The 15,998-nt window shown below is 72.6% G+C and carries 13 protein-coding genes; 8 read left to right on the top strand and 5 right to left on the bottom strand.

Annotation, left to right across the window (positions count from 1 at the left end):
* Positions 1–120 precede the first annotated feature (120 nt).
* The 3 genes from ABZT87_RS14035 (at position 121) to ABZT87_RS14025 (ending at position 2,298) form a co-directional block, all read left to right on the top strand.
* On the top strand, positions 121–330 hold the full coding sequence (locus tag ABZT87_RS14035) for a DUF397 domain-containing protein (protein ID WP_354857433.1): 210 nt from the start codon (positions 121–123) through the stop codon (positions 328–330).
* A 140-nt stretch (positions 331–470) separates the two neighbouring features.
* A complete protein-coding gene (locus ABZT87_RS14030) occupies positions 471–953 on the top strand; it encodes an SRPBCC family protein (RefSeq protein ID WP_354857430.1) in 483 nt (160 codons plus the stop codon).
* A gap of 85 nt (positions 954–1,038) precedes the next feature.
* Positions 1,039–2,298, top strand: a complete 1,260-nt coding sequence (locus ABZT87_RS14025; protein ID WP_354857428.1) for a PQQ-binding-like beta-propeller repeat protein — start codon at positions 1,039–1,041, stop codon at positions 2,296–2,298.
* Between the two features lie 52 nt (positions 2,299–2,350).
* Here the strand turns inward: ABZT87_RS14025 and hisC are convergent, their stop codons facing one another.
* The 4 genes from hisC to hppD all read right to left on the bottom strand — a co-directional run bounded on the left by hisC (position 2,351) and on the right by hppD (position 6,480).
* Entirely contained in the window at positions 2,351–3,454 is a 1,104-nt protein-coding gene (gene hisC, locus ABZT87_RS14020; protein WP_354857425.1) for a histidinol-phosphate transaminase, read from the bottom strand.
* Positions 3,451–4,461 carry an RDD family protein gene (locus tag ABZT87_RS14015; RefSeq protein ID WP_354857423.1) on the bottom strand — a complete coding sequence of 337 codons (1,011 nt, stop codon included), beginning with the start codon at positions 4,459–4,461 and terminating at the stop codon, positions 3,451–3,453. Before ABZT87_RS14015 ends, hisC begins: the two co-directional genes overlap by 4 nt.
* Positions 4,462–4,528: 67 nt before the next feature.
* Positions 4,529–5,263 carry an RDD family protein gene (locus tag ABZT87_RS14010; protein WP_354857420.1) on the bottom strand — a complete coding sequence of 245 codons (735 nt, stop codon included), beginning with the start codon at positions 5,261–5,263 and terminating at the stop codon, positions 4,529–4,531.
* Between the two features lie 11 nt (positions 5,264–5,274).
* The gene (hppD, locus tag ABZT87_RS14005) at positions 5,275–6,480 is read right to left on the bottom strand and encodes a 4-hydroxyphenylpyruvate dioxygenase (protein WP_354857418.1); all 1,206 of its coding nucleotides are present in this window, start codon (positions 6,478–6,480) and stop codon (positions 5,275–5,277) included.
* Positions 6,481–6,610: 130 nt separating this feature from the next.
* Here hppD and ABZT87_RS14000 point away from each other — a divergent pair, with 130 nt between their 5' ends.
* The 5 genes from ABZT87_RS14000 to ABZT87_RS13980 all read left to right on the top strand — a co-directional run bounded on the left by ABZT87_RS14000 (position 6,611) and on the right by ABZT87_RS13980 (position 15,101).
* Positions 6,611–7,117: an Lrp/AsnC family transcriptional regulator gene (locus tag ABZT87_RS14000; protein WP_354857416.1), complete on the top strand. Its 507-nt coding sequence runs from the start codon at positions 6,611–6,613 to the stop codon at positions 7,115–7,117.
* 106 nt (positions 7,118–7,223) lie between these two features.
* Positions 7,224–8,639, top strand: coding sequence for a PQQ-binding-like beta-propeller repeat protein (locus tag ABZT87_RS13995; protein WP_355135925.1), 1,416 nt, complete (start codon positions 7,224–7,226; stop codon positions 8,637–8,639).
* A 114-nt stretch (positions 8,640–8,753) separates the two neighbouring features.
* The gene (locus ABZT87_RS13990) at positions 8,754–10,421 is read left to right on the top strand and encodes a fumarate hydratase (protein ID WP_354857413.1); all 1,668 of its coding nucleotides are present in this window, start codon (positions 8,754–8,756) and stop codon (positions 10,419–10,421) included.
* Positions 10,422–10,677: 256 nt separating this feature from the next.
* Positions 10,678–13,656, top strand: coding sequence for a BTAD domain-containing putative transcriptional regulator (locus tag ABZT87_RS13985; RefSeq protein ID WP_355135725.1), 2,979 nt, complete (start codon positions 10,678–10,680; stop codon positions 13,654–13,656).
* Positions 13,657–13,691: 35 nt separating this feature from the next.
* On the top strand, positions 13,692–15,101 hold the full coding sequence (locus tag ABZT87_RS13980) for a class II fumarate hydratase (RefSeq protein WP_355135723.1): 1,410 nt from the start codon (positions 13,692–13,694) through the stop codon (positions 15,099–15,101).
* 282 nt (positions 15,102–15,383) lie between these two features.
* Here the strand turns inward: ABZT87_RS13980 and ABZT87_RS13975 are convergent, their stop codons facing one another.
* Positions 15,384–15,677, bottom strand: a complete 294-nt coding sequence (locus ABZT87_RS13975) for a hypothetical protein (protein ID WP_355135721.1) — start codon at positions 15,675–15,677, stop codon at positions 15,384–15,386.
* Positions 15,678–15,998 lie beyond the last annotated feature (321 nt).

The raw sequence follows: 15,998 nt of genomic DNA, 5'->3' as shown, positions 1-15,998 counted from the left end.
CGATCACCAACCCTGGTTACCCCGTTGGTCACGCGGATCATGTCGCCCCGCCACCCGTACGGCCGGATCTCGCCCGGCCGCGGGTGGTGGGGCATCCCGACGCACACGGAGGTAACGACGATGCACGATCTCACCGGAGCGCTCTGGCGCACCAGCAGCCGCTCCAACGACCAAGGGCTCTGCGTGGAGGTGGCGGACAACCTGGTCGACGTCCTCGGTCTGGTCGCTCTCCGCGACTCCAAGGACCAGGCCGGCCCCACGCTGGCCATCAGCCCGCCGGGGTGGACAGCGTTCATCGGCGCGATCAGGGGTGGTCGCTTCGACCGCTGACCGGTACGCCGGGCGCCGGTCGACGATCGGTGCCAGGCGACCGCCGAAACGGACAGCGGGGCCTCCGGTTGGTGAAAATTCCGTCCGGGGGCCTCGTCCGGCCCTCACCGCGCGTACCGTCGACGACACGGGAGGGCGGCATGTCGACGGTGGCGGTTACCGGTTTCATCGAGGCGCACGCTGTCGATGTCTGGCGTCTGCTGACCGACCTGCCCGGCCGTGCCACCCGGCTGACCGCGGCCGGCCCGGTCGAGGTGCTGACCCCGGGCCCGTTCGGGCCGGGCACCGCCTGGCGTGAGGCGCGCGCCCAGCCGGGCGGCGGCACACTCACCGAGGAGTTCCTGGTGGTGGAGGCGTTCGCGCCGCAGCGGCTGGTGCTCTGTTCCTCCGGTGCCGGCGCGGACTACCGGATCACCTGGAGCCTGCGGCCGGTCCGGCGTCGCCGCCGCGCCCGCACGGCGATAACGGTCACCCAGGAAGCAGTGCCCACCGATCCGTACGGCCGGGTGGTGGCCCTGCTGCTCGGTGGCCTCGCCGCTCGGGCGGTCGAGGTGGCGCTCCGGCGTGATCTCGCCGACCTGGCCGTCGCGGCCGGCACCCTCGGCTCGGTCGAGGCGGCCTGACCCGCTCACCCGCGCACCGCGGCCCGTCCAACCTGGCCGGGGTCCGGTCGGTTGCGCTGGGTAGGGTGCCGGGCGGAGGTGCGGCATGGGGTTCCCGAGGGGCCGGCGACGGCTCGTGCTGGCGGTGGCGGTGGTGCTGCTCGCCGTGGCAGCCGTCGCGGTCGTCGTCCACCGGGTGCTCGCGCCGGCCGAGGTGAGCACACCGGCGCGCGGCGCATATCCGGCCGCGCCCCGACCGGCCGCCGGCGTGGTCGGTCGGCTGCCGGTCGCCCCGTTGATCGTAAACGGAAGGCTGCGGGTGTACGCCGCCCACCGCCAGGTCTACGCCGACCGACCGGTCGACGGGCGGCACCGGACCACGCCCTACTGGTCGTACCGGCGCTGGCCGGCGGAGCTGACCGGGGTGGTGGCGAGCGGCAGCACCGTGATCAGTCGCTGGTCCGACGGCCGGCTCGTCGCGCTCGACGCGTCCACCGGGCGGGTGCGGTGGCGGGCCGACGGCCCGGTGCCCGCCGCGAGCGCGGCGGTGATCCGGCGGACCGGGGCCGCCACGGTCTGGGACGCGCGCGGGCTCCTCCTCACCGACCTCGCGGACGGCCGGACGGTGCTGACGGTCACCGGGGACACGCAGGCCCGCGGGGTGGAGGTGGCCGGCGGCCGGGAACTGTGGCGAGCCGATCTGCCCGGCGCCTGCCGCAGCGACCTCGGCACCACTGCGACCGGGCAGTTGATCGGCCTGGACACCTGCGCCGGGCCGGCCACGATCGAGTTCCGGGATGCCGCGACGGGTGCGGTGGGTGAGCGTTGGCGACCGCCGGGCGGCCCGGATCGGCTGGTGGTCACCCCGCTCGGTTGTCGTACCGGCCGTTCGGGCTGCCTGGGCCTGCGGACGGCCGGCCCCGGGGACGCCGGTGGCCGCGGCTGGCTGCTGGGCGACGGCGGGCCGCTGGCCGCGCCCGCGCTGGACCCGGCCGGGGCCACACTGGCCGGTGACCAGGCCGTCGCCGTCGTCGACGGGGCGGCGGTGGGCCGATCGGCGCGAACGGGCGCCGAGCTGTGGCGTTTCGCCGGCCTGGGACCGGCGCGGGTGCTCGCGGTGCAGCCCGGCCGGGCGCATCTGCTGACCGAGGCCAACGAGCTGGTGACACTCGACCCGGTGACCGGTGTGCTGCTCTCCCGCTACACGCTCAACGTGGGCTCGGACGGCACGGGCTGGGCGCCCGGGGCGGTCTGGGCCGAGGACGGCTACGTCGCGGTGGAACGGCTGCGCGAGCCGGTCGACCCGAACGGCGACGACCAGCGCTACTACCTGACCTCCGAAGCGGTGATCCTGGCCGCCACCTGATCGGGGCACCGACTGACCAACCTTGTGTCACTGGTTGGTCACATCGCGCCGCTCAGGTAAGCGCCGCCTCCGCGGCGGCCAGGAACGCGTCGTTCTCGGCCGGAGTGCCGATGGTGACCCGTACGCCGTCCCCGGCGAACGGTCGGACGATCACCCCGCGCGCCTCGCACGCCTTGCCGAAGGCCACGGCCCGGTCGCCCAGCGGCAGCCAGACGAAGTTGGCCTGGCTGGTCGGCACGTCGGGCACGAACTTGCGCAGCGCCTCGGTGACCCGGTCCCGCTCGGCGACGACCAGCGCGCAGCGTCGCTCCATCTCGCCGGCCTGGGTCAGCGCCGCGAGCGCGCCCGCCTGGGCGGCCGTGCTCGTGGAGAACGGCGTGACCACCTTGCGGATGGCCGCCGCCACCACCGGCTGGGCGACCAGCCAGCCGATCCGCAGCCCGGCCAGACCCCACGCCTTGGACAGGGTGCGCAGCACCGCCACGTTCGGCCGGTCCAGGTAGTCGAGACCGTCCGGCACCTCGGCGTCGGTGACGAACTCCCGGTACGCCTCGTCGATGACCACCAGCACGTCGTCCGGCACCGCGTCGAGGAACCGGTCCAGCTCGGCCCGGCGTACGGCAGTGCCGGTGGGGTTGTTCGGGTTGCAGACCAGGATCATCCGGGTCCGGTCGGTCACCGCCGCCGCCATGGCCGCCAGGTCGTGCCCGTGCCCGGCGTCGTTGGGCACCCGCACGCTGGTCGCGCCGCTGGTCGCCGCGATGATCGGGTACGCCTCGAACGACCGCCACGAGTAGAGCACCTCGTCACCCGGCAGGCAGGTGGCCCGGACGAGGTGCTCGGCGAGCGCCACCGACCCGCAGCCGGTGGCGATCCGGTCCGCGTCCACGCCGTACCGCTGGGCCAACGCGTCGCGCAGCGCGACCACGCCCATGTCCGGGTAGCGGTGCGAGGCCATGACCGCCTCGGTGACCGCCTCGACCACACCCGGCAGCGGCCCGTACGGCACCTCGTTGCTGGCCAGCTTGATGGCCTCCGGCAGACCCAGCTCGCGCGCCAGGTCGGCAGGGCTGCGCCCCGGCACGTAGTTCGGCAGCGCGTCCAGGTCGGCGCGGGTCAGGCGCAGCGCGGGCTCGTGACGTCCGGAGTCGGTCATGGGGTGTCTCCCGAGGGCTGGGGGTGGTCGTCTGGGGCGGGGGAAGCGGCGGTGTGGGGGACCTCGACGACCACCGTCTGCGCGCGCTTGTCGTGCAGCGCCCGGCGCAGCGGGTGGTCGAAGAGCGGGGACAGGGAGTCGACCAGTTGCAGCAGCAGGCCGAGCCCGGCGCAGTACCAGAGCAGGGTGGGCAGGCCCAGTGTCGTCCACCGGGTCAGCGCCCGGCCGAAGCCCAACGGCTGGTCGGCGGCGATCGGGACCGCCTTGATCCGCATCACCCGTTTGCCGATGGTCTGCCCGTTGGCCGCCATGGCGGGCACCTCGTACGCCAGCCACAGCGCGGTGGCGATCACCACGATCACCACCTGGAGGAGCCCGGTCTGCTCGCTGATGGGTGGCATCCCCTCGGTGGAGGTGTTCCCCTCCATGCCGCGCCGGAACGCCTCCCGCCAGTATGGCATCAGCTCGTCCAGCCACCGCCAGACGAACCAGCCGTTGACCAGCACGTTCAGCGCGAACACGAGACCGAAGTCGATCAGCCGGGCGACGAGCCGGCGGCCGTAACCGGCCAATCTGAGCCCGTGCGGCCGAGGCTCGGGCGGTCGGCCGAGCCAGCCGGGGGGACCGCCGGGCGGGGCCCACCCGGGCGGCACGCCCTGCGGCGTCCAGCCGGGAGGACCGCCCTGCGGCGTCCAGCCGGGCGGCGTGCCCGGTGGCGCCCAGCCGGGCGGGCCGGCCTGCGGGCCCCACCCCGGGGCGGCCTGCGGACCGTGCCCGGGTTGCGGGGCCGGCCCGGAGTGCGGGGGCCAGCCCGGCGCGGTGCTCACCGGGTGGGCAGCGGCAGGTGCGGTCGGGGTGACCGGTGCGGGCGGCGGCTCGGCCGGCGGCGGTCCGTCCGGCGGGGTGGCGTCGACGGGAATGGGCGCGCCGAGCCAACCCTCGCCGTCCCAGTACCGCCGGGTCTCGGTGTCGGCGGGGTCGACATACCAGCCGGGTTGCACGCTCACGCCGACGCTCCGCTTCGCTGCGCGTCGGCGTGCGGCGCCACGCTGCTGGGCCTGCTGGTTTGCTCGCTCACGAGGCCACCTTAACGACGATCGTTTCGGCTGCCTTGTCGTGGAGGCACTGCTGCCAGGGCTTGTCCCAGAGCTGCCAGAACCCGTCGAGGTAACTGCCCCCGGGCACCAGGCCGGCGAGTTGCTGCACCAGGTACCGCTTGGCGGCGGTCCAGCGGTCGAGGGTGCGGGTCGGATCGAGCGGCACGACCCGCAACTTCATGATCTTCTTGCCGAGGGTCTGGCCGGTCCGGAACATCATCTCGACGTAGTACACGTACGAGAGCACGAGCGAAGCGGCGATGATCGCGAGGTCCAGCCACAGCAGGGGCAGCACGAGGTCGTGGTAGAAATCCGGCTCCGCCATGGTGCCGTCCGACGCGACCTGGAAGAGGTCCGGCGCGATGACGACGAAGAAGTAGATCATCGCGGGCACGGTGAACACCAGGCCGACCACCATGAAGACCGCGCAGTCGATCAGGCCGGCCAGCAGCCGGTCGCTGAAACTGGCGAGCGGCTGCCCACCCGGGCTCAGCGTCGGCGGCGGGGCCATCGGCCGGGGAGGGCCGGGATACCACGGCGGTGGGCCGTAGCCGAGCGGCGCGTACTGCGGCGGCACGGCGTACCCGGGTGGGGCGTGGTGCGGTGGCACGGCGTACCCCTGGGGGATCTGTCCGGGCGGCGGCGCGACGCCGCCGGCGGCGGGCGGAGGCCCACCGACCGGCGGCGTCGGGTACGGCGGAGGCTGCGTCACGCTCGACAGTGTTACAGGTTGCCGCGGGCTTCCTGCTCCCGCTCGATGGCCTGGAAGAGGGCCTTGAAGTTGCCCTTGCCGAAGCCCAGCGAGCCGTGTCGCTCGATCAGCTCGAAGAAGACGGTCGGGCGGTCCTGCACCGGCTTGGTGAAGATCTGGAGCAGGTAGCCGTCCTCGTCCCGGTCGACGAGGATCTTGCGGGCCTTGAGCTCCTCGATCGGCACCCGCACGTTGCCGATCCGGGCGCGCAGCTCCGGGTCCTCGTAGTACGAGTCCGGGGTGTCCAGGAACTCCATGCCGGCGGCGCGCATCGCGTCGACACTGGCCACGATGTCGTTGGTGGCGACGGCGATGTGCTGGGCGCCGGGGCCCTGGTAGAACTCCAGGTACTCGTCGATCTGCGACTTCTTGCGGGCGATGGCCGGCTCGTTGAGCGGGAACTTCACCTTGCGGGTGCCGTTCGCCACGACCTTGCTCATCAGCGCCGAGTAGTCGGTGGCGATGTCGTCGCCGATGAACTCCGCCATGTTGGAGAAGCCCATCACCCGCTTGTAGAACTCGACCCACTCGTCCATCCGGCCCAGCTCCACGTTGCCGACCACGTGGTCGACGGCCTGGAAGAACCGCTTCGGCTGGAGGCCGGCGTCGATCATCGGCTGCCGGTCCACGATCGGGCCGCGGGCCACGAAGCCGGGCAGGAACGGGCCGCGGTAGCGGGAGCGGTCGACCAGGGTGTGCCGGGTGTCGCCGTACGCCGCGATGGCGGCCATCCGGACGGTGCCGTTCTCGTCGCTCACCTCGTGGGGCTCGACGACGCCGGTGGCGCCCTGGGCGACGGCGTGCGCGTACGCGGCGTCGACGTCCGGCACCTCCAGCGCGATGTCGCTGATCCCGTCGCTGTGCTTCGCCACGTGCTCGGCGCCGTCGGCGTCCGGGCGGACCGCGCCGGTCAGCACGAACCGGGCCGAGCCGCTGGTCAGCACGTACTGAGCGTGGTCGCGGTAGCCCTGCTCCGGGCCCCGGTACGCCACGCAGGTCATGCCGAAGGCGGTGGAGTAGTAGTGGGCGGCCTGCTTGGCGTTGCCGACCAGGAAGTGCACGTGGTCGAGCCCACGGACGGGGAACGGGTCGTGGCTGATGTCGTGGTCGACAGCGCCGACGAGCCGGTCGACGTCGACGTCCTCGGTCGACTGGGGTCGGTCGATCGCCTGGGTCATGGTGGCCTCCCTCGCGTACCGGCCGGCCTCGTGGGCCGGTTCTTGACCGAAGGATCGCGGTGCGGGCGTCGAGTGGGCAACTGTCGGTGTAAATGCTGGTCAGGTTGTGCATTCGGTATGGTCTTAACCCGTGAAGGGTGAGCAAGCTGTGCAGCTCGACGTGCTCGACGTGCGATTGGTCGAACTGCTCGCCGAGGAGCCGCGGATCGGGGTGCTGGAGTGCTCCCGGCGGCTCGGCGTGGCCCGGGGCACCGTGCAGGCCCGGCTGGACAAGCTGGTCGACCGGGGTGTCATCGGTGGCTTCGGCCCGGAGATCTCGCCGGCCGCGATCGGGTTCGGGGTGACCAGCTTCGTCACGCTGGAGATCAGTCAACGGCAGGGCCACGACCCGGTCACCGCTCACCTCGCGGCGATCCCCGAGGTGCTGGAGGCGCACACCATCACCGGCTCCAGCGACCTGCTCTGCCGGATCGTGGCCCGCTCCAACACCGACCTGCAACGGGTCATCGACCAGATCGTCTCGTCCGCCGGCATCACCCGCGCGTCGACGATCATCGCGCTGGCGGAGCAGATTCCCTACCGCACGCTGCCTCTGGTCCGCAGCGCCGTCCGGGCCGAGGGACGAACACCCACGTAACACCTCCGAGCCCAGAAAGCGCGGCGACACGGCGGCGCGGGGCGTACGGAAGATCCGCGATCGTGGCTACGGTGTGCGGGTGGCGAAGGGGAGCGTGCGCGGTGGGCTGCTGCTCGGCCTCGCCGTGGTCGTCGCCCTCGCCGCCACCGGCGTGTGGAACCCGTTCCCCGGCCTGTGGGAGTGGGTGGACCGCAGCAAACCCATCTCCGAGCCGGACGTGGTCTGGCAGCAGCGGGTCGGCGGCACCCCGCGCAGCGTGACCATCGCCGGCGACGCCGTCGTCGTCGAGCAGCGCACCCGGGTGGAGGCCCGCAGCCTGGCCACCGGCGCCCAGCTCTGGGAACGCAAGGCGGACTGGTCGGCGGTCGCGGGCGGCGACCGCGACCCGGTCGTCGCCGTGGGCAAGCTCCTGGTCAAGGGGTACGAACTGCTCGACCCGACCACCGGGGCGACCCGGCGACGCGACGACGACGCCGTGGCCGTGTGGACGTACCGCAACCTGCTGCTGGACGCCCGCTGCACGGATGCCACCGACTGCACCCTGAGCGCGTGGGACCCCCGGGGCACCGCCCCACTGTGGACGGCCTTCCTGCCCGGCGTGCACAGCGGCCTGCTCGCCGACAACCCGGGCCTGCGCGGCACCCGTCGGCTCACCGCCACCCGCGTCGACGACGGGGTGGCCGGGCCGGAGCCGGTGCCTCCGCTGCTCGGCTTCCCGGTCGACGGCCGGGTGCACGTCGTGGACACCGCCACCGGCCGGGTGCTGCAGAACGTCGAGCCGGGCCGGGACGAGCGGCTCTCCGTGGTGGGCGGCCGGATGCTGCGGATCGCCGCCCGCTCCCAGGACGGCACCTGCTACTTCGCCATCTCGGCGCGGGACCCGGCGACGGGGCAGGAGGCGTGGCAGCGGGCCGGGGTCAACCTGCGCACCGCCGACACCGCCGGCTGCGTCCAGCGCGAGGACCCGCAGGGAGCGCGCAACGTCCTGATCGGCGTGGGTTCGGACGGCCGCGAGGCGGTCATCGACGGGTACGACGGGCGGCTGCTCTGGGTCGGCGAGGCGAGCACCAAGCTCGTCGCGGTCGACGACCGTTACGCGGTGTTCCGCTCCGCGGACAAGCGCTCGGTGGTGTCCCGTGAACTCGGCGCCGACCGGGTGCGGTGGACCCGTCCGGCCAGTGCCAAGGCCGGCGCCGCGCTCACCCCGTACGCGGCGGTGCTCGCCGACGAGAAGCCGTCGAGGTTGGTCGCCCTCGACCCGCGCAGCGGCCGGGAACTGGCCGTGCTGCGGACCTCCGCGAACGCCCTCGCCGTCGGTTCGCAGGGAATGATCATCGGTGAGGGGCGGGAGATCGGGTACGTCCGCTTCGGCGCCACCGGGGGCACCCCCGTCCCGCCTCCCGGCGATGGTGGCAACCCCGGCCCCGGCGGCACCGGCCCCGGGCGGGGCAACGACGGCGACGGTGACTGCGGGCCCAAGGGTGAGCTGTGTCCCGATCCCGACGGCGGCAAGGACGGCTGAGCGGGCGGGACGTCGGTGCGCGGAGCGCGGCGGACCTCGGAGGATGAGAGCGGCGTCCCAGACCCAGCCCGGCGGGTGGGAATGATCGACCGGTCTGCCCTAGGCTTGCCGCTCATGAGCAGTGCCGCCGCATTCTCGTACGCCCCTCTGCTGCCGACCGGTCCCGACCAGACGGACTATCGCCTGGTCACCGACGAGGGCGTGGACGTCGTACACGGCCCGGGGGGCCGTCGTTTCCTCACCGTGGAGCCGGCCGCGCTCACCGCGCTGACCGCCGAGGCGATGCACGACATCGCGCACTTCCTGCGCCCGGCGCACCTGGCCCAGCTCCGGGCGATCATCGACGACCCGGCCGCGTCGCCGAACGACCGGTTCGTCGCGCTGGACCTGCTGCGCAACGCCAACATCGCCGCCGGCGGGGTGCTGCCGATGTGCCAGGACACCGGCACAGCGATCGTGATGGGCAAGCGTGGCCGGCACGTGCTGACCGACGGCGCCGACGCCGAGGCCATCTCCCGGGGCGTCTACCAGGCGTACACGAGGCTCAACCTGCGCTACTCCCAGCTCGCCCCGCTGACCATGTGGGACGAGCGGAACACCGGCAGCAACCTGCCGGCCCAGGTCGACCTGTACGCCGAGGACCCGGACGGGCACCCCGACGCGTACAAGTTCCTGTTCATGGCCAAGGGTGGCGGCTCGGCCAACAAGTCGTACCTCTACCAGGAGACCAAGGCGCTACTCAACCCGACGCGGATGATGCAGTTCCTGGAGGAGAAGCTGCGGCTGATCGGCACGGCCGCCTGCCCGCCGTACCACCTGGCCATCGTCATCGGCGGCACCTCTGCCGAGTACGCGCTGAAGACCGCGAAGTACGCCTCCGCAAAGTACCTGGACGCTCTCCCGACGCAGGGTTCGATGAGCGCCCACGGCTTCCGGGACCTGGAGCTGGAGGCGGAGGTGCTGGAGCTGACCCGTAACTTCGGCATCGGCGCGCAGTTCGGCGGCCGGTACTTCTGCCACGACGTGCGGGTGGTCCGGCTGCCCCGGCACGGTGCCTCGTGCCCGGTGGCGATCGCCGTCTCCTGCTCGGCCGACCGGCAGGCCGTCGCCAAGATCACCCCGTCGGGCGTCTGGCTGGAGCGACTGGAGACCGACCCGGCACGGTTCCTGCCCGACGTCACCGACGACTCGCTCGACTCCGAGATGGTCGTCCGGGTCGATCTGAACCGGCCGATGGACGAGATCCGCGCCGAGCTGTCCAAGTACCCGGTGAAGACCCGACTGTCGCTGTCCGGCCCGCTGGTGGTGGCCCGCGACATCGCCCACGCCAAGATCGCCGAGCGGTTGGACGCCGGTGAGCCGATGCCGCAGTACCTGCGCGACCACGCGGTCTACTACGCCGGCCCGGCAAAGACCCCCGAGGGGTACGCGTCCGGCTCGTTCGGCCCGACCACGGCCGGGCGGATGGACGCGTACGTGGAGAAGTTCCAGGCCGCCGGTGGCTCGCAGGTGATGCTGGCCAAGGGCAACCGGTCCGGTCAGGTGACCCGCTCCTGCCAGCAGCACGGCGGCTTCTACCTCGGCTCGATCGGCGGCCCCGCGGCGCGCCTCGCCCAGGACTGCATCAAGCACGTCGAGGTGCTCGAATATCCGGAGCTGGGCATGGAGGCGGTCTGGAAGATCGAGGTGGAGGACTTCCCGGCCTTCATCGTGGTCGACGACAAGGGCAACGACTTCTTCGCCGAGGTCACCAAGCCGGTGCTCACCGTCGGCCGCCGCTGACTGACGCGTACGCGAAGGGGTGCCGGGCGAACTCGCCCGGCACCCCTTCTGTCGTCCGTGCTCTGCCGACATCGGTGCGCCCCGCCCCTGGGGTGGGAGGGCGCACCGCCCCCGTCGGATGCCGTCACCGACAACCCGGATCGAGTCTGCGGCGCACCGCACTCGATCCGCTCTCAGATCACTATCACCGGACTGCGGCGATCTGTGATCGTCGGGCTACGCTGCTGGAAGTTGCGCCATCGACGCGGGGGAGCAGATGCGGTTCGGGATCCTGGGGCCTCTGCGCGTCGGCGGTGGCGAGTCCACCGTCACCGCCGGCCGGGACCGGATCGTGCTCGCCATGCTGTTGCTCCGTGCCGGCCGGTTGGTGCCGATCGAGGAGCTGGTCGACGCCGTCTGGGAGGAGCGCCCCCCGGCGACCGCCCGGGCCCAGTTGCAGACCTGCGTCTCCCGGTTGCGTCGCCGGTTCACTGAGCTGGGGCTCGCCCCGGAAACCATCATCACCGATCCGGTCGGGTACGGCGTTCGCACCGCCCCGAGCGACCTGGATGCCGAGGTCTTCGCCCGCAGCGTCGAGGAGGCCCGGGCGGCCGCCGCGGCCGGTCGGCTGGCCAACGCGGGTGAGCGGTACCGCTCAGCCCTGGCCCTCTGGCGCGGGCCGGCGCTCGGCGGTATCCCCAGCCGCAGTGTTCGTCGCCGCGCGCAGGCGCTCGATGAGCAGCGCCTCACCGCCCTGGAGGAGTGCGTCGACGTCGAGCTACGCCTCGGGCACGCCGCCGAGCTGATCGACGAGCTTGCCGAGAGCGTCGACCAGCACCCGCTGCGGGAGCGTCTGCGGGGCCAACTGATGGTGGCGCTGTCCTCGGTCGGCCGACAGGCGGACGCACTCGCGGTCTACCGGGAGGGCCGGCGCTCCTACGCGGAGGAACTCGGCATCGAGCCGGGCGCCGAGTTGCAGGCGCTGCATCAGCGCGTGCTCGCCGGCGACCTCGCCCTGGCCGGTCGGGAAACCCGACCGATCGCGCCGGTCCGGTCGCTGCCCCGGGCGATCGGTGACTTCACCGGCCGGCAGCAGACGCTGGCACGTCTGGCGAAGGAGGTGGAGGCCGGCGCGCGGATCCAGCTCATCGACGGGATGGCCGGCAGCGGCAAGACCACGCTCGCGGTGCACCTCGCGACCGCCCTCGCGGACGACTACCCGGACGCCCAGCTCTACATCGACCTGCACGGGCACAGTGAGCGCACCCCGTTGACACCGTCCGCGGCGGTGGCCACGCTGCTGCGGCAGCTCGGTGTGCCCGCCGAGCGGGTGCCGACCAACCAGGACGACCGGTTGGCGCTCTGGCGCACGGAGCTGGCCGGCCGGCGAGCAGTGCTCGTGCTGGACAACGCGGCCACCGCCGATCAGGTGACTCCGCTGCTGCCCAACGGCTCGCACTGCCTGATCCTGATCACCAGCCGTCGCAGGCTGGTCGGTGTCGACGAGGGGCGACCGTCGTCGCTGCCCGTGCTCGACACCGACGAGGCTGTCGAGCTGCTTGGACACGTGGTCGGTGTCGACCGGGTGGCGGCCGAGCCGGAGGCGGCCACCGAGGTCGTCCGCCGCTGTGGGCACCTGCCACTCGCCATCCGGCTGGCCGGTGCCCGGCTGGCGCATCGGCCCCGCTGGCGCATCGCCGACCTGGCCGAGCGGCTGACGAGCCGACCGGACCCGCTGGCCGAGTTCGAAGCGGGCGACCGGTCCGTCGGTCGGGCCTTCGCCCTGTCGTACGCCCAGGTGTCGCCGGCGGCGCAGCGCGCGTTCCGACTGCTGGGCCTGCACCCGGGGGTGCGGTTCGACACCCCGGTCGCCGCCGTCCTCGCCGAGCTGTCCCTGCCCGACGCGCAGGACCTGCTGGACGAGCTGGTCGACGCGCACCTGGTGGAGGAGGCGGAGCCGGGCCGGTACCGGCTGCACGACCTCGTCCGGGAGTACGCGCGGACCCTGGTGGCCGAGCCGGAGCGGGCGGTCGAGCGGCGGGACGGCATCGAGCGCCTGCTCGATCACCACCTGCACGTCGCCGCGGCGATCGCCCGCACGAGGGAACTCTCCTCGGCCCACTCGCTGATCGTGGTGGCCGAGCCGTTCCGCGCCGACCTGGTCTCGATCGCCGCCGAGCGGGGTGACGCCTGGCTCGACGAGAACCTGCCGCTGTGGACGGCTCTGGTCCGGTTGGCGGAGACCGAGCGGTTGCTCGGGCAGTGCTGGCAGTTGGCGAGGGCCTGCTGGCACGCCCAGTTCGAGAGCGGTCGCCTGGACGAGTTGATCGAGACGCACTCCGCCGGCCTGCGTGCCGCCGAGGAGTTGGGCGACGACCGGGCGGTGGCGACGATGCTCAACTATCTCGCCTCGGCCCATTACCGGCTGGGCGATTTTTCCGAGTCGACCCGGCTGATGGAGAGGTCGCTCGACATCTTCCGCCGGCTCGGTCTGCGCCGCGAGTACCGCAACACCCTCGGCAACCTGGGCACCTCGTACGCCGCGAACTTCCGGTTCCGCCGGGCCCAGGAGTGCTACGACGAGGCCCGGGCGCTGGCGACGCGGATGGGTGACAAGGGGGCGCTGGCGAACGAGCTCAACAACCTGTCGATGACCCTGCTGCTGTGGGGCCGTAACGACGAGGCGTTGCTGACCGCCCGACGGCACCTGGGGATCGCCCGCGAGGTCGGCGACCCGCGGCGGGTCGGCAACGCCCTCGGGCACCTCGGGATGATCCGGCATCGGATGGGTGACGCGGGACCGGCCGCCCGGTTGCTGCGGGCCGCGCTGCACATCAAGCGGCAGGTGGGCGCCCGGTTCGGTGAGGGTGAGGTGTTGAACGAGATCGGGATGATGGAACGGGAGGCCGGCCGCCCCGAGCGGGCCGCCGACCTGCACCGCGCGGCGCTTGTCGCGATGACCGAGGCGGGGGACCGCATCGCCCAGTGCGGCTCGCGTAACCTGCTGGCCCGGGCCATCCTGGACCAGGGCGACGTGACCAGCGCGCTCGACCTGTACCGCCGGGTGCTCGCCGACGCGACCCAGATAGCGGCCCGATACGAGCAGGGCCGGGCGCTGGAGGGCATGGGCCGGTGCCTGCGTCCGACCGACCCCGCGGCAGCACGCGCGCACCTGACCCGGGCGCTGTCCCTGTACCGGCAGATCGACGTGCCGGACCGGCACGAGGTGGAACGGCTGCTCGCCGAGCTGGGCTGACGGATCATCTGCGGGTCGGCCACGGGCGCGGCAGGATGGTACGCGTGACGACTCCAGAGACGACCGGTTACCGGATCGAACGCGACTCGATGGGCGAGGTGGAGGTGCCCGCCGAAGCGCTGTGGCGGGCGCAGACCCAGCGGGCGGTGCAGAACTTCCCGATCTCCGGGCGGGGCATCGAACCGGCCCAGATCAAGGCCCTGGCCCAGATCAAGGGTGCCGCGGCCGAGGTCAACGGCGAGTTGGGCGTGATCGACGCCAACGTGGCCGCCGCGATCGCCGCCGCCGCCGCGCACGTCGCCGACGGCGGGTACGACGACCAGTTCCCGGTCGACGTGTTCCAGACCGGTTCCGGAACGTCGTCCAACATGAACGCCAACGAGGTGATCGCCACCCTGGCGAGCCGTGAACTGGGCTCGGCCGTGCACCCGAACGACCACGTCAACGCCTCCCAGTCCAGCAACGACGTGTTCCCGTCCTCGATCCACCTGGCGGCCACCCAGTTCATCGCGGAGGATCTGCTGCCGTCGCTGACCCACCTCGCCGAGGCGCTGGAGGGCAAGGCGTCCGAGTTCGAGACGGTGGTGAAGGCGGGGCGTACGCACCTGATGGACGCCACCCCGGTCACCCTCGGGCAGGAGTTCGGCGGGTACGCCGCCCAGGTCCGCTACGGCATCGAGCGGTTGGAAGGCTCGCTGCCCCGGCTGGCCGAGCTGCCGTTGGGCGGCACGGCCGTGGGCACCGGGATCAACACCCCGCTCGGCTTCGCCGCCGCCGTGATCGGCAAGCTGCGCGAGTCGACCGGTCTGCCGCTGTCCGAGGCGCGCAACCACTTCGAGGCGCAGGGCGCCCGTGACGCGCTGGTGGAGACCTCGGGGCAGTTGCGGACGATCGCCGTGGGTCTCTACAAGGTCGCGAACGACATTCGCTGGATGGGCTCCGGCCCCCGGGCCGGCCTGCGGGAGCTGCGCATCCCCGACCTCCAGCCCGGCTCGTCGATCATGCCCGGCAAGGTCAACCCGGTGGTGGCCGAGGCGATGCGGCAGGTCTGCGCCCAGGTGATCGGCAACGACGCGACAGTCGGTTTCGCCGGTTCACAGGGCGACTTCGAGCTGAACGTCATGCTGCCGGTGATGGGCCGCAACCTGCTGGAGTCGATCCGGCTGCTGGCCGCGGCGAGTCGGCTGTTCGCCGACCGCCTGGTGGCCGGCCTGGTCGCGGACGCCGAGGTCTGCCTGGCGTACGCCGAGGGGTCGCCGTCGATCGTCACCCCGCTGAACCGCTACCTCGGGTACGACGAGGCCGCCTCGATCGCCAAGGAGGCGCTGGCCAAGCAGGCGTCCATCCGGGAGGTCGTGATCTCCCGAGGTCACGTCGACTCGGGCACGCTCACCGAGACCCAGCTCGACGAGGTGCTCGACCTGCTCCGGATGACCCACCCCTGACCGGCGGGTGCCCCGCTCAGCGCGGGTCGCCGCGGTGTCGGTCAGCGGGGTCGCTCTGCGCGGGTCGCTGCGGTGTCGGTCAGCGGTGTCGGTCAGCGGGGTCGCTCTGCGCGGGTCGCTGCGGTGTCGCTCAGCGGGTCGCCACGTGGTGCCGCTCTGCGCGGGTCGCTGCGGTGTCGCTCAGCGGGTCGCCACGTGGTGCCGCTCTGCGCGGGTCGCTGCGGTGTCGCTCAGTGCGGGTCGCCACGCGGTGCCGCTCTGCGCGGGTCGCTGCGGTGTCGCTCAGTGCGGGTCGCCACGCGGTGCCGCCCAGGCGAGGAACCGGGTGAAGAGGGCCCTCGGGTCCGGGCCGTCCTGGGGGTTGAGCCGATACAGGTCAGTGGCCGCGTCGTGCAGGACCGTGCACAGGTAGATGCTCAGGGCGATCTGGTCGTGGGCGTACTCCTGGCGGAGGGTGAGTCGGGCCACCGGGCACGGCCACGGCGCGGCGCAGACCCGGCAGAGCCAGAGTGGACGCAGCGGCAGGTGCGGTCGACGGGGCGTGGTCGCGCGGTCGTCCGGGGCGGTCCGGCACATGGTGTGGGAGTCCCTTCGAGCTGAATCGTCTCTGACGTCACCTCCCCGCGGACCGTCTTGCTTCGGCCGCGACGTCGCCGAGATCGTGGCCGATCGCGCGATGACCGCCATCCGTCTCAACCGACCTCAACAACCCCAACCCGCCTCAGATCTTGGACAGTTTCCGTTAGGCGCTAACGGAAACTGTCCAAGATCTCGAAGAGTTCGCTCAGACGGCGCCCGGATGGCGCGGCGCTGCGCCAAGATCGCGCCGGATCGGGGTGCGATCGGTGTGGCCCGGCCGTCGTGGTCGGGCCGGTGTGGCCGGGTCGGGCCGGTGTG

The sequence above is a fragment of the Micromonospora sp. NPDC005237 genome, from assembly GCF_040607775.1.
Taxonomy (GTDB): Bacteria; Actinomycetota; Actinomycetes; order Mycobacteriales; family Micromonosporaceae; genus Micromonospora.
Note: the sequence above shows the minus strand (reverse complement) of the source record. Positions and strands in the feature narration are given on the sequence as shown.

What these genes read in the sequence shown, in the direction of transcription:
- ABZT87_RS14035 (WP_354857433.1), top strand. Translation starts at nt 121, where the DNA reads ATGCACGATCTCACCGGAGCGCTCTGGCGCACCAGCAGCCGCTCCAAC.
- ABZT87_RS14030 (WP_354857430.1), top strand. Translation starts at nt 471, where the DNA reads ATGTCGACGGTGGCGGTTACCGGTTTCATCGAGGCGCACGCTGTCGAT.
- ABZT87_RS14025 (WP_354857428.1), top strand. Translation starts at nt 1,039, where the DNA reads ATGGGGTTCCCGAGGGGCCGGCGACGGCTCGTGCTGGCGGTGGCGGTG.
- hisC (WP_354857425.1), bottom strand. Translation starts at nt 3,454, where the DNA reads ATGACCGACTCCGGACGTCACGAGCCCGCGCTGCGCCTGACCCGCGCC.
- hppD (WP_354857418.1), bottom strand. Translation starts at nt 6,480, where the DNA reads ATGACCCAGGCGATCGACCGACCCCAGTCGACCGAGGACGTCGACGTC.
- ABZT87_RS13990 (WP_354857413.1), top strand. Translation starts at nt 8,754, where the DNA reads ATGAGCAGTGCCGCCGCATTCTCGTACGCCCCTCTGCTGCCGACCGGT.
- ABZT87_RS13985 (WP_355135725.1), top strand. Translation starts at nt 10,678, where the DNA reads ATGCGGTTCGGGATCCTGGGGCCTCTGCGCGTCGGCGGTGGCGAGTCC.
- ABZT87_RS13980 (WP_355135723.1), top strand. Translation starts at nt 13,692, where the DNA reads ATGGTACGCGTGACGACTCCAGAGACGACCGGTTACCGGATCGAACGC.
- ABZT87_RS13975 (WP_355135721.1), bottom strand. Translation starts at nt 15,677, where the DNA reads ATGTGCCGGACCGCCCCGGACGACCGCGCGACCACGCCCCGTCGACCG.